5 protein-coding genes are annotated in these 14,510 nt (G+C 51.6%); 2 read left to right on the forward strand and 3 right to left on the reverse strand.

What is annotated here, in order from left to right:
* Positions 1-20 precede the first annotated feature (20 nt).
* The gene (locus tag ACAW75_RS14225; protein WP_370729394.1) at positions 21-3,710 is read right to left on the reverse strand and encodes a CRTAC1 family protein; all 3,690 of its coding nucleotides are present in this window, start codon (positions 3,708-3,710) and stop codon (positions 21-23) included.
* Between the two features lie 297 nt (positions 3,711-4,007).
* Here ACAW75_RS14225 and ACAW75_RS14230 point away from each other — a divergent pair, with 297 nt between their 5' ends.
* The gene (locus ACAW75_RS14230; RefSeq protein ID WP_370729395.1) at positions 4,008-7,208 is read left to right on the forward strand and encodes a SusC/RagA family TonB-linked outer membrane protein; all 3,201 of its coding nucleotides are present in this window, start codon (positions 4,008-4,010) and stop codon (positions 7,206-7,208) included.
* Between the two features lie 40 nt (positions 7,209-7,248).
* Positions 7,249-9,000: a RagB/SusD family nutrient uptake outer membrane protein gene (locus ACAW75_RS14235; protein ID WP_370729396.1), complete on the forward strand. Its 1,752-nt coding sequence runs from the start codon at positions 7,249-7,251 to the stop codon at positions 8,998-9,000.
* 367 nt (positions 9,001-9,367) lie between these two features.
* Here ACAW75_RS14235 and ACAW75_RS14240 read toward each other — a convergent pair whose 3' ends face one another.
* Positions 9,368-11,116 carry a RagB/SusD family nutrient uptake outer membrane protein gene (locus ACAW75_RS14240; RefSeq protein ID WP_370729397.1) on the reverse strand — a complete coding sequence of 583 codons (1,749 nt, stop codon included), beginning with the start codon at positions 11,114-11,116 and terminating at the stop codon, positions 9,368-9,370.
* Positions 11,117-11,199: 83 nt separating this feature from the next.
* On the reverse strand, positions 11,200-14,475 hold the full coding sequence (locus ACAW75_RS14245) for a SusC/RagA family TonB-linked outer membrane protein (RefSeq protein ID WP_370729398.1): 3,276 nt from the start codon (positions 14,473-14,475) through the stop codon (positions 11,200-11,202).
* Positions 14,476-14,510 lie beyond the last annotated feature (35 nt).

Raw genomic sequence — 14,510 nt, forward strand, 5'->3', positions numbered from 1 at the left:
GCTAGTGTAATCTCCTGAGGTTATGGCAGACTTTTTAGCGCCTGTGCTGTGCTTCGTTGACCTTTATAGTCTATCCAAACCACTGATTTCATATTCTTTTCTAGGTAAAGGGTGCGGCTTGACTGCGACAGGTAAGAACTGCCAATCGGAAATTCGACTCGCTGCGTGTGGCCATTGGTCAGGGTGAGCAACGCGGCAACGTCGGTACGTTTGGGCGTTATATAGCGGCTGGGTACGTTGGTTTGAAAGGCACACAGTGGTCCTCGGTTCTGCGTTGCCAGAAAAAGCAAGTGTCCGCTGGCTCCGGTAAGACTAACCAGTCCTTTTGCGTTGCCGGCAACACAGAGGCCACTTTTTTGAATGGGCTGAGCAGAAAAGTGGCCTTTTCCATCACCGCGTAAGTACAGCCCATTCAACGCATCGTAACGCCCCATCAACACCTCACCGCTGAAATCATTACCTACGGCTAGCAAATCCAACTTTCCGTCGTGGTCAACGTCACTGGCTACCATACCGAATAATGGACTCAGTTGTGCCTGTACGGGAAGCGGGTGCATGGCGAATTTACCGTTACCCGTATTTTCGATAAACATCGACTGAAACTCGGTGGCTTCTACTACCAGTGCCTGTTGCCGTTCTTCGGGTTTTAAGAGTTTGTCGATGCTTGCCTGCGTAAAGTCTTTGTACTGCTGAAATCGACCACGCAGGCCAATCATCTGCCGGATCAGGTCGTCGCGTCCGTGGAATGTGAATTCACGCGCTTCCCCTGTTTCGTCGGGAATATAGATGGTTGGAATAGCATCGTAGAACCCGTTATTGTCGAAGTCGCCCGCATATACGCGTACTGGCTTCGCTTGGCTGGCCCGCATTCGGGCATTACGGCCCAAATTACCCGCTACATAATCCATGTCGCCATCCTGATCAAAATCGCCCCCTACCAGCGAGTTCCACCAGCCGCGATACTGGCCTATCTGGCAGTCGGTAGGCTTAAACTGACCCTGCTGGTTGGTCAGTAAAAGAATAGGCATGAACTCACCAGCCAGCAGCAGGTCCATGTCCCCGTCATTGTCGGGGTCGGTCCACAAGGCATCGCACACCAGCCCGATCTCGTGCAAGACCGGGGCCAGCTGGGCCGTCACATCGGTGAAGCGGGGCCGCCCCGCCCGGCTGTCGTTGCGCAGCAGCAGGCTGGAGGTCGGTTTGGGATACTGGTCGGGCACAACGCGCCCACCGATGAAGAGGTCCAGGTCGCCATCGTGGTCGAAGTCGGCGGCTTTGACGCAGGATTTGCTCAGGGTGCTGGGGGGGAGGGTGCCGGGTGGGGCCAGGGTGAAGGTGGCTGCGCCCTGATTGAGGTAAAGCCGGTCCTGAAAGACGGCGGCGTTGGCCTGTCCTTCCACGCTGCCACTGGCGATGTAGAGGTCCAGGTCGCCATCGGCATCGGCGTCGAAGAGCAACGTACCCATGTCCTCCTGTGGTTTGTCGGTGGGTTGATGTAGCTCAGGTAAACCCTTTTTTTCGATGAAGGCGCCAGTTTTCGTCTGCACCAGAAAATGCCCCTGCTGCTGCCGCGACCCGCCAATGAATACATCATCCAGCCCATCGCCGTTGATATCACCAACCGATACCGACGGGCCAAACTGGGAGAACTTATGGGGGAGAAGTTTTTGGGAGTTGAAGTCGATGAATTCCGGCTCGGTATGAACCAGGTTGAGGCCGAGCGAATCGCTGACGTCTTGCAGCAACGGGGTAGGAGCAGCGTTAACCGGAGCAGGTGTTTCGGTTGCGTTTGCCTGATGGAGCGTCAGCACCTGGTTGGGTTTTACATTACGCAGCGTCTGTTGCCGCGCTGGCAGCCCATCGTGTGCTGGCCAGACTACCCGCAGTTCCCGAATGAGGTCAACAGGTCCCAAGCCGAAATGACCGACAGGCTCGACCGTTGACAGGTAACCTCGATATGGGCTGTGCTCGTATACCTGCTGCTGATTCTTTAATCCATCGCGTGTGTCGTAGTTGATCGTGACAAAAGCACCAAGGCCCATGCGATTACGGGCAGGACCATCGAACCGAAGGCGTAGGTACGTTGCTGCTGCGCCTTTTTGCTCAATAAGGTTGTTACGGTAGACAAAGGCCGAATCGTTGATATTGTTGACTACATAATCCAGATCTCCGTCGTTATCCAGATCGCCATAGGCAGCCCCGTTTGAGAAACTGGGTGTTTTGAGGCCCCACTCTTCCGTTACATCGGCAAACGTAGGTACGTTGCCGCCCAGATTACGGAATGCGTAGTTTGGTATTTTAACAACCGGGATTTGGTCTAGCAGAAATCGCTTCGTGCTCACGATCGAACTTTGCTCTCTGAACGCCATAAAATCACGGTCGGTCACATCTTTTGGAAAACCGTTTGTGATCAGTAAGTCCCGGTAACCGTCGTGGTCAAAATCAGCTACTGAAGGTGCCCAGCTCCAGTCGGTTTCGGCTACGTCGGCCAGTAGGCTTATTTCGCTGAAAAGTGGCGCGCCTTTTTCTGCAAAGGAATCGGCCCCTGTCCGTCGAAATGTCAACTGGGCGGTGTTGGGCCGTGGCCCCTGGTTCAGTTGCAGTGTATTGCGTACATACTGGTAGCCGAACCCAAACTGATCATTGTTCAGATACGTCTGGTAGTTGTTTGGACCCAGCAACATTTTTTTTCGGAAGTTGTCGCGTGGCAGCATATCAACCGCCACCACATCCAGCAGTCCATCATTATTCACGTCGGCCACGTCATTGCCCATCGCCGAATTGCTGGTATGCTTGAAGTATTGACCGGCCTCATCCCGGAAACCACTATGCTTGTCACCCGTATGCTGATTGATCCAGAGAAGGTCGTCGGTGAGGTAATCGTTCGTGACATACACGTCGCGCCAGCCATCGTGGTTTAGGTCGGTAATGGCCAGGCCCAGCCCATAACCTTCCATCTGAATACCTTCTGCTTTAGATACATTGGTAAATACCGCATGGCCCAGCTTAGGGCTGAAATCGTTCCGGTACAGTCGATCAGTTGTTTTTGACGCTCCATTGGCCACTTTGACATGGTACGTATTCGGACTTCGGTCCTCAATAGTGTTGGTGAGTACATACAAGTCCAGGTCACCATCATTATCGTAATCGAAAAAGGCGGCATTGGTGGTATGGCCGTTATCTGCAACGCCATATTCGCGGGCCATCTCTCGAAAGACGGGTACTCCATTCCTGGTACCCTGATTGATATAAAGCAGGTTCTCCCGTTTGGTTGAGTCTTTACTGACCGTAGCACCCACGTATAGATCCAATCGGCCATCGTTGTTGATGTCGACCATGGCTACACCTGAACACCATTTCCCTTCGCCACCTACGCCAGCCAACGCGGTTACGTCGCGAAAATGCAAATCAGTCGATTCCGCAACCGTCTGGTTGATAAACAGTCGACTGGGTACCTGATTGCCCGTAAAGTACACATCTGTTCGTCCGTCGTTGTCGAAATCGCCTAGCGCAACGCCGCCTCCATTATAGATATACTCGAAATCGATAATGTTCAGCGAGTCATTGTCAACGATTCGGTTGGCAAACGTGATGCCTGTGTCTTCGGCTGGTACCAGCGAGAACAAAGGCTTGGGTTTAATCTGGCAGCCGCTAAGGCCAGCGACCAGCAAAATGACCAGGAGGCCATGATAATAAGGACGGTTGGGCATACAAAGGGGTGTATTGTATTTATACTTACTATATATATGCTTGCTACGCTAAACATATTGTTTTTTGTGTAAAAATAGGCTTCCGTAAGCATTTACGCTTGTTTTCAGCGCCAGAAGGCGTCAAAATTGTATTATTAAAGAATTAAATAGAGTAGAAGAAAGTGTACCTTTGCTTAGATGTCCTATAAAGTACCGGGTATGTCCTATGCATTTAAGGGATATACTCACAAGCATAATTAACTTTTTAAAACCTCTTTCTACATGAGAAGCAAGCTTCTACAAATTACTTGCCTGTGCATGGTGTTTTTACTCGCAGGAGTAAGCACTTTCGCTCAGAGCCGGCGCGTTAATGGGCGCGTTACCGGTCCCGATGGCGGGGTGCCGGGTATCAACGTCGTAATAAAGGGCACCTCAACCGGTACATCTACGGATGCAGACGGCGGGTATAGCCTCAACTTGCGTGGGAATAGCGATGTGCTTGTTTTTTCTGGAATTGGCTTCAAAACACAGGAAGTAACAGTAGGAAACCGTACGAGTGTCGATGTCACACTGGCTGAAGATGCATCCGTGCTGAACGAAATCGTAGTGACGGGTTATACCACGGATGACCGTAGAAATGTAACAGGTGCCGTATCAACCGTAAAAGCACGTGCACTTCAGGTAACGCCTTCAGGTAACGTAGAACAGCAGTTGCAGGGCCGGGTATCGGGTCTGACCGTTATTTCAAACGGACAGCCAGGCACGAGCAGTCAGGTACGTGTGCGTGGTTTTGGTGCCTTCGGTGGTAACGAACCGCTTTACGTAGTTGATGGGGTACCAGTAGGTTCAGTAAACATTGTGGCACCCGGCGACGTAGAAACAACAACCGTACTGAAAGATGCGGCCGCTGCCTCTATTTATGGAGCACGTGCTGCCAACGGTGTAATCGTTATTACAACCCGTAAAGGCTCAAAAACAGCTCGCAAGATGCAGGTGAGCTACGATGGCCAATATGGTGTAACTGACCCGGGTACCGGCCAGTCGATGATGAATCCAACGGATTTTGCTACCTGGACCTGGAATGCTGCCCGCAATACAGCCTTGCAGAACGGCACTACGCCTTCATTCAGTCACCCTCAATTTGGCACGGGTTCAACGCCTGTTATCCCCGACTATATTAACGTTGGTGGTGCTGCTGGCGTAGTAGGGTCGGTTGACTTAGCTGCGGCTAAACTGAAATACAATGTCGATCCCAAAGCTGGTGCTATCTATCAGGTAGTAAAAGCCAATAAAGAAGGTACAGACTGGTATAAAGCAATTACGCGGGTAGCTCCCGTTCAGCGGCATAGCCTTGGCTTCTCGGGAGCCGGTGAGTCTGCTCGTTATTATGTTGGCTTAAGTGCTCAAGATCAGGCCGGTATCCTGCTAAATAACAACTTTAGCCGCTACACATTCCGTGCAAATACTGAGTTCGACCTAGGTAAGAGAGTTCGTATCGGTGAAAACCTCCAGTTCACATACCTGTCTATATTAGGTCAGGGTGGTGGCAGCGGTGGCCAGGGTGTAGCAGCCGATGAGAATGACATCCTCCAGGCATTCCGTATGCCATCGATCATTCCAGTATATGACGAATTTGGTGGCTATGCCGGTACAGCAGCGAAAGGATTCAACAACCCGCGTAACCCAGTTGCCTCACGCGCTGGTCAGGCTAACGACCGTAACTTTAACGTAAACGGTTTCGGTAACCTCTACCTGGAAGTTGACCCAATCGAGCACCTGACGCTGCGGAGCAGCCTTGGTGGCCAGTACAACAACTTCTACAGCTACGGTTATAGCCGGTTGCAGTACGAAAACTCTGAAAACAACTCGGCCTTTGGCTACAACGAAGGCAGCGGATACTCGTTTGGTTGGACATTGACCAACACGGCATCCTACAAGCGGAAGTTTGGCCAACACGCTGTTGACGTAATCGTTGGTCAGGAAGCCCTGAACACAGGTGCTGGTAGGAATATCAACGGGAATGGTCAGAACCCATTCTCAATTGACCCGAACTATATTACGCTGAATACGGTAGCCTCCACAGGTCGTACGGTCGGTAGCGGTCAGTTTAAAGGCGTTAATTTTTACTCGCTGTTTGGCCGGGTAAACTATGTTTACAATGACAAGTACATTGTAACGGGTGTGATTCGTCGCGATGGTTCGTCACGCTTTGGGGCCAACAATCGGTACGGTGTATTCCCTGCGGCGTCTGTTGCCTGGCGTATGTCGTCAGAGCCATTCATGAAAAATTTACCCTGGGTAACGGATCTGAAATTGCGCGGCGGTTATGGTCTGATGGGTAACTCGAATAACGTAGATCCCAACAACCAGTACAGCCTCTACGCTGCTAGCCTGGGTAACTCGGCTTATGACATCAACGGCTCTAACTCAAGCACAGTTGACGGTTATTACCGGTCACGGATTGGTAACCCCGATGCTAAATGGGAGACGTCGATCACCAGCAACATTGGTATTGATGGTTCATTCTTCAACAACCGCTTAGAAGTGGTGTTCGATATCTGGCGGAAAGACACCAAAGACCTGCTGTTCCAGGTGCCCATTCCTGACGTAATTGGTACCTACGCTTCTGCTCCTGCCGTTAACATTGGTGAGATGCGCAACCAGGGTATTGATATTCAGGTGATTGGACGTGGTAAAATTGGTCCAGAAGTGGGCTATGAAGCCAACGTAACAGCTAGCTTCCTGAGCAATAAAATTGTTTCGCTGGCTCCTGGTATCACGTACCTGACTACCGTAAACCCTGCCTTCCGTGGTATCAACCCGATTCGTAACCAACTGGGTTATTCGCTGTCTGCTTTCTATGGCTATCAGGTGTTAGGCTTATTCCAGAGCAAAGCTGAAGTAGATGGTGCTCCCACTCAGGAAGGTGCTGCTCCAGGCCGTTTCCGGTATGCTGATATCAACGGTGACGGTAAGATCACCGCTGATGACCGCACGTACCTGGGAAGCCCAGTGCCAAAATTCACGGGTGGTTTGAACCTGAAGTTCACGTACAAAGCATTTGATATCGAAATGTACGGTTACACGTCGATTGGGAACAAAATTTTCAATCAATCGAAATGGTTCACCGATTTCTATCCATCGTTTGCTGGTGCTGCCATCAGCAACCGTGTGAAAAACTCGTGGTCAACGACAAACACATCGGCTACTATCCCCATTTTCGAGTCGGCGTCTAACTTCAGCACCAATACACAGTCGAACTCATACTATGTGGAGGACGGCTCATATTTCCGGATGCAGAACCTGTCAATCGGCTACAATCTGCCCAGCAGCCTGTTGACTCGCACTAAACTGCAGCGTCTGCGCGTGTTTGTGTCAACGAACAACCTGTTTACGATCACGAAATACCAGGGCCTTGATCCAAGTGTTGGTGGTAACGCTGATACGAACTTCGGTATCGATGTGGGTAACTACCCGATCACTCGTAGCGTACTGGGCGGTGTATCGCTGGCATTCTAATGACAAAGGGATTTTTACCCGTTCAAAACTTAATCACACAATGAGAAACAATATAAAACTCTTAATTCTAGGGGTTACTACTACCCTGGGCTTAGTGACTGTTTCCTGTAAAGACACTTTCCTGGAAGTGCCCGTTACCGGACAGTTGGCTGGGGCTCAGCTTAGTTCAAAAGCAGGTATCGAAGGGTCTTTGATTGCTGCATACTCAATCCTGAACGGTCGTGGCGATCGTCTGGCGTCTTTCAATAACTGGGTGTGGGGTGGTATTCGTGGTGGTGATGCCAACAAAGGCACTGACCCGGGTGACTTCTCAACGATCAACCCACACCAGCGCTTCGAGACCAACTCGTCGAGCGGTGAGATCGGCGGTACATGGCAGCGGAAGTACGAAGGCATTAGCCGGGCTAACACCACGCTGAATCTCCTGAAGACTCCACCGGCTGACATGTCGGCTGATGATCAGAAGCGGATCGGCGCTGAAGCTCGTTTCCTGCGTGGTCTGTATTATTTCGATCTGAAACGCCTGTTTGGTGATGGAGCGCCATATATCGATGAAACAGTTGATTATGGTACTGGTATCGAGAAAGTAGCCAATGGTACGAGCTTATGGCCAAAAATTGAAGCTGATGCTAAGTTCGCCTACGATAACCTGCCAGAAACACAGGCAGCTGCTGGTCGGGTGAACAAATGGGCCGCGGCTTCTCAACTGGCTAAAGTGTATCTCTATCAGAAAAAATACACCGAAGCAAAAGCGCTTTTCGATCTGATCATTGCCAATGGTAAAACAGCAAACGGAAAGAAATATGGCCTCGTTGCTAAGTATGCGGATCTTTTCAGAGCGTCGAATGACAACAATGAAGAGTCGATCTTCGCTATTCAGGCTGCTGCCAACACGGGTAGTGTAAACAACGCCAACCCAGAGTTTGACCTGAACTTCCCATACAACACCGGTCCAAACGGTCCAGGTAACTGCTGCGGATTCAACCAGCCAAGCTTCGAATACGGAAACTCGTTCCGTACAGATGCCAACGGCCTCCCGTTGCTTGATGGTTCATATAACTCAGCTGCCAACGCGGTAAAAACGGACATGGGTATCTTGTCGAAAGATGCTTTCACGCCTGACGCTGGTAACCTCGATCCACGGATTGACCACACGATCGGTCGTCGGGGTATTCCTTACCTCGACTGGCAGAATCACCCAGGTGCCGACTGGATTCGTAACCAGCCAAACGGTGGCCCTTACTCGCCCAAGAAGTTCACATATTACAAGTCGGACGTTGGTTCCTTACAGGACAACAGCTCATGGACACCTGGTTATACAGCGCTTAACGTACCCATTATCCGGTACGCCGATGTGCTGCTGATGGCTGCTGAAGCTGAAATTGAAGTAGGTAGCCTCACCAAGGCGATGGAATATGTTAACCTGGTGCGTAACCGGGCTGCTAACCCTGCCGGCTTTGTTGCATCTGGCGGTAAACCTGCTGCTAAGTATACGATCAGTCCGTATCCTGCTTCTGTATTTGCCAACAAAGCCTCGGCTACTACGGCCGTGCGTTTCGAGCGTCGCTTGGAGCTGGGTGATGAAGGGCACCGTTTCTTCGACCTGGTTCGCTGGGGTATTGCCGCAACAACGATCAACGCCTACTTGCAGTATGAAGGAGCCAAAGAGCGGCTCCCAACTACACTGGGTGGTGCAACGTTTACGGCAGGTAAAAACGAACTGCTACCTGTACCCCAGGCACAGATCGATATTCAAGGCACTAGCGTATTGAAGCAGAACCCAGGGTTCTAAGCAGTAGTCAGCTATAAGTCGAACTTTGAAAAGTGGGCTGGTCATTGTACCAGCCCACTTTTTTGTTGGGGCTTATGGTTGGATGAGCGGTTAAGTTTACTCTGCTATAACCTAGCTCGCCGGCTTGATCTGGCACAGTACCTTATGGGTCTGAATGCATCGTATCCAGACAGCATAACGTATGCAAGGGCCGCAAACTACCAAGGTCTTGCAAAGTGCGTTAGGGACCGGGAATAGCGCAATTTGCTTTCATGAGTTCCTTCCTGTGTCTGGCGGAAGCAACGCATTGATTTGCTACTGTTCGGCCAACAAAAAAGGGCCAGCCTCCTAAGAAGCCGGCCCTTTTACTGGCACTAACGTACCTGGATTAATAGCCAGGGTTTTGCTTCAGCACGCTGGTGCCCTGCAGGTCAATTTGAGTTTGTGGCAACGGCAGGTATTCATTTTTACCTGCGGTGAACACCGCCCCGCTGTATGCATTCGACAACTTGGTTTTCTCGTATGTCAGGAAGGCCGTCAGGGTTGGCTCGGCAATACCCCAGCGAACCAAATCGAAGAACCGTTGACCTTCTTCAGCCAGTTCGAGTTTGCGCTCGAACCGTACCGTTGACCGGGCCAGTGCCTGCGAAGCAAAGGATGCCGCCGGATACACGCTGATTACATACTTAGCCGCCGGTTGGCCAGCCGCTGTCATCACAAAACCAGCTGGGTTAGCTGCGCGTGTACGAACCAGGTTCGTGTATTCCATGGCCTTCGCAAGGCTACCAACTTCTACTTCAGCCTCAGCAGCCATCAGCAGCACATCTGAATAACGCATCAGGACTATGTTAGTGGCTGACCAGCCTTTTGTCCAGTTCGATACGTCGGCAACCTTACCCTGTTGGGCCAGATAGAAAACGTACTTCTTCGTAGAGTAAGGACCACCGAATGCCTGGTTACGAGTCCATGCGCTGGTGAAATCGCCATAATCCAGGTAAGGAATACCCCGACGGCCAACCGTATGGTCTAAGCGTGGGTCCAGGTTACCAGCGTCTGGCGTAAACGGATCACCGGGCAGCAGACCCATATCGGTCTTTATCTCATTTGCGCTGTTATCGTAGGCACCGTTAGCCAGGGCAATATCAACGGGTAGCCCGTTGGCATTTGTCCGGAACGAGTTAGCCAGGTCAAAGCTGGGCTTGAAAAAGTCGCAGCAAGTAGCACCAATCCCCGCGCTATACGGATAGTTCAGGTTCAAGTCGCCAGAGGCGGCATCTGAACTACCGGCGTTTGCAACGTTCTGCGTCGAGAAAACGGCTTCTTCGCTGTTCTCGTTGGCGGCATTAAACACTTGGGCGTACTGAGGCACCAGCCCATACTTTTTGCCATTGGTCGTTTTGCCGTTGGCAATGATCAGATCATACAACGCTTTCGCTTCCGTGTATTTCTTCTGATACATGTACGTTCTAGCCAGGTAAGCTGCCGCTGCCCATTTGTTGGCCCGTCCAGCCTGCGAATTTGTTTCTGCCAGATTGTCGTAGGCGTATTTGAAATCGGCTTCAATTTTTGGCCAGATGTCCGTGTTGTTCTGAACCGTTGTGATGCCGGCACCGTAATCGACAGTTTCGTCGATGTAAGGTACCATGTTGAAAGTCCGCTTCAGATCGAAATAATACAGACCACGCAGGAAACGAGCCTCTCCCGACACTTGCTGCTTAATGGCAGCCGTGACAGTAGGGTCGGCCGATGGAATGAGCCGAAGCACCGAGTTGGCCCGGCTTACACCTTCATAAAGCATCTGCCAGCGAGAGTTCACTTCGGCGCTGGAGGCATTGATCAGATACGTTTCAAAGGGCGTGATCGCGTTGAAGTCGGCGGGGTCAGATCCTTTGTTGGCATCGCCGCCCATAATACTGCCATATACCCAGTTGGTAGGGCTGGCCGTTTGCGTATAGCCCCGGCCGTTCAATTCAGCATAGGCGCTGATCAGAAGGCCCTGCAAGCCGTTGCTGGTCGTCAGGAGCGTGTTTACCAACTGACCAGTCGGTGCCACGTTCAGAAACGAATCTTTACAGGCTATTGAAATGCCCGTCAGCATCAGCACCGTGCCAATCCCTGTTATGAATGTCTTTTTCATTGTACTAATGTTTGTAACAGATAATTCGTGAGTGTTTGGTCTGATCAGCCTGTACTGGTGGGCGACCAGACCAATTGACAGTGTTAGAAACCGATGCTGAGACCAGCGTTGTAGCTGCGCGTAATAGGGTAGTTACCCACGTCGATACCGAAGTTCTGGTCAGCTGCTCCACCAACACCTGGGTCCAGACCTTTGTAGCCCGTTACGGTAAAGATGTTGTTGGCTGCCAGCGAGAAACGCACACGGCTCAGGCCAATCTTGCCAAGCAAAGCAGGGGGCAGGGTGTAACCGATCGTGACGTTCTGCATCCGCAGGTACGAACCGTTCTCAACGTAGAAAGAGTTAGGTACGTTGTTGGTGCTGAAGTTGGCAACATCCTCGAAAATTGGCTGCGTGGTGTTGGTGTTCGTCGGTGTCCATGAGTCTTTTACCCGTGCGCTGATAGCGGCCCCTGAGAACGATGGATAGAAATCGGTGAACCATTTCGACATGTTGAAGATCTTATTGCCCAGAGACGCATACAGGTACGTTGCCAGGTCAAATCCTTTGAATGTCACGCGAAGGTTTACACCACCAGTGAACTTGGGCACTGGACTGCCCAGGAACGTGCGGTCGCTGTTGTCAATTTTGCCGTCACCATTTACGTCCTGGTACCGGAAACGACCCAGACCTGCACCTTCCTGCGTTGGGGCAGAGTTGATCTCTTCTCTTGTCTGGAACAAGCCAATCACGTTATAGCCGAAGAACGAAGCCAGAGGCTGGCCTGGCGCGTTCCGGGTTTCTGGTAACGATAACCGGTTTGTACCTGGCGCTACGTCGAAATAAGGAACACCTGGAGCCAGCGACTGAATCTGGTTTTGCAGGAAGCTACCCGTTACGTTCAATTCATACCCCACACCGCTGGCCGCTACATTACCACGGGTAATTACCTGAACGTCGATACCCTGGTTGCGCATGCTGGCAATATTAACCGATGGCGCTGTGGCACGTTGGCCAACTACACCCGGAATGGGCACCTGGAACAGCAGGTCTTTGGTGTCTTTCCGCCAGATGTCGAAGATCACGTCCAGTTTACCATTCAGGAACGAACCATCAATACCCAGGTTGGTGGTGGTACTGGTTTCCCATTTAGCATCGGGGTTACCAATTCGGCTCCGGTAGAAGCCCGCATCAACGGCTGAGTTAGTACCCCCGATATCGTACGAGTTGGCAATGTTCGACTGGTAAAGGCTATACTGGTTGTTGGGGTCCACGTTGTTTGAGTTACCCATTTGACCCCAGCCACCACGAATTTTCAGATCCGTTACGAAAGGAACATCTTTCATGAACGGCTCGGCCGATAAACGCCAGGCTGCCGAGATAGCGGGGAACACCCCATACCGGTTAGTGGCACCGAAGCGTGACGAACCATCACGACGAATCACACCCGTAATGATGTACTTATCGAGGAGGCTGTAGTTAACCCGGGCAAACTGTGAATAGAAGTTCACCCCGCTAAACAGATCGCTGTTCGATTGCCGGCCAGAGGCCGCTGAGGTCGTGATGTTGGCATAGTTCGGATCCGTTGAGAACGGGTTCAGGCCCACACCGCTCAGGTTACGCCCGAAACCGGTATTCAGTGCTTCCAGACCAGCTAACAGGTCAATGCTGTGGATGTCGAATTTACGCTTGTACTGAGCTGTATTCGTAAACGTCCAGGCAATGCTGTAACCGGCTCCTTCGTTGATGCGGAAGCCACCATTATTGCCTTCTGCGTTTTCGTAGGTGTTGCGCGAAGTAGTCTTGTTGTAATAGTTCGACAAGGCGCCACCAATGCTGCTACGGATGGTCAGGTCAGGAATGATGTCATATTCCAGGTAAGCATTGCCAAAGAATCCGATGTTGAAGTTCCGGTTGTTCTTCGCTCCGTCGCGGGCAGCTACCGGGTTAACAGGGTTGTTGAACCCTTTTGCTGCCGTACCCGCATACCCACCGAATACGTCGTATACAGGGATGATTGGCGCAATCCGGAAGGCCGTCAGGATATCGCTTTCTTCCTGCGACAGGTTCTGACCGGCGTTACCACCTACCTGACCAGAGTTGTCGATATAGGTTGCCTGCAGGTTTTCGCCAAAGCGTAGTTTTTTGTTTTTCAGAATATCGAATTCTGAGTTTGCCCGGAAGGTGTAGCGGCTGAAGTTATTGTTCAGCAGAATACCCGCCTGCGTTTGCTGACTGACGCTTATATAATACCGGCTGCTTTCACTACCACCCGAGAAGCCCAGTGTGTGGCGCATTATCGGCGCAGTGCGCGTGATAGCCTTGTACCAGTCTGTACCAGCCTGATTGGCCCGGGTTACCTGATAGATGCCGCCAAGCGAGGCATCAACGTTATACTTGGCCCGTTCAGCAGCCAGATCGACACCACCAGTTACCCCAAAACGGTTGCCAACCTGCAGGTATTCGGGCAATACAGGGGTAAGGCCCTGGCCATACTGTCCGCTGGCGATCCCCGTAAAACTGTTCGGGCCAATCGTGCCACCATTAGCCAGGATTCTGTTCCGCACAGCATTCCAGGTCCAGTCGGCCTGTTCCTGCGGATTCAGGACGGCTGGTGCTTTACCTGGATCGGTAATGCCATATAACCCATCATACGATACCGTCAGACGCTGCGTTTTGCGCTGCCCTTTTTTCGTCGTTACTACGATCACGCCGTTGGCCGCCCGTGCACCATAAATAGAAGCCGCCGCCGCATCTTTCAAGACAGTAGTTGTCTCGATGTCGTCGGGAGACAGGTTACCAATACCACCCGTAGGCACCCCGTCAACAACGTAGAGAGGCTGATTACCGCCAAAAGCACCAAAACCACGTACCCGGATGGTGTTGTTAGCCCCAGGCTGACCGCTGGCAATAACCGTTACCCCGGCTACACGACCCTGCAACTGCGTTTCTACGTTGGCCGAAGGAACTACAGCCAGGTCACGTGACTTCACCGTCGATACTGCACCGGTGTTGTCGCGCTTGCTGTCGGTAGAGTAACCCGTTACCACCACTTCGTTCAGCGTTGAGGCCTCTTCCTGTAGCTGAACAGCCACTGTTGTGCGGGTACCAATGGTCACGTCTGTTGATTTGTAACCAATGGCCGACACTGTAATAACATCTGCCGAACCACGCAGTGTAAGGGCAAATGCCCCGTTGGCATCTGTAGTAGTACCCACGGTTGTTCCCTTGACAACAACAGTAGCACCAGGAACCGGGTCAGTATTACTAGTCACTGTCCCGGTTACCCGGCGATCCTGTGCCATCACACTCGTGCTCCAGAGTAGTACGAATGCCCCCAGTAATATATACCTGAAGGAATTGTAAAATTTTGTGTTCATATGGCTGAGACCATTAAAATGTGAAAACGAATCAA

Source organism: Fibrella arboris (assembly GCF_041321095.1).
GTDB classification, from domain to species: domain Bacteria; phylum Bacteroidota; class Bacteroidia; order Cytophagales; family Spirosomataceae; genus Fibrella; species Fibrella arboris.

What these genes read in the sequence shown, in the direction of transcription:
- ACAW75_RS14225 (WP_370729394.1), bottom strand. Translation starts at nt 3,710, where the DNA reads ATGCCCAACCGTCCTTATTATCATGGCCTCCTGGTCATTTTGCTGGTC.
- ACAW75_RS14235 (WP_370729396.1), top strand. Translation starts at nt 7,249, where the DNA reads ATGAGAAACAATATAAAACTCTTAATTCTAGGGGTTACTACTACCCTG.
- ACAW75_RS14240 (WP_370729397.1), bottom strand. Translation starts at nt 11,116, where the DNA reads ATGAAAAAGACATTCATAACAGGGATTGGCACGGTGCTGATGCTGACG.
- ACAW75_RS14245 (WP_370729398.1), bottom strand. Translation starts at nt 14,475, where the DNA reads ATGAACACAAAATTTTACAATTCCTTCAGGTATATATTACTGGGGGCA.
- ACAW75_RS14230 (WP_370729395.1), top strand. Translation starts at nt 4,008, where the DNA reads ATGGTGTTTTTACTCGCAGGAGTAAGCACTTTCGCTCAGAGCCGGCGC.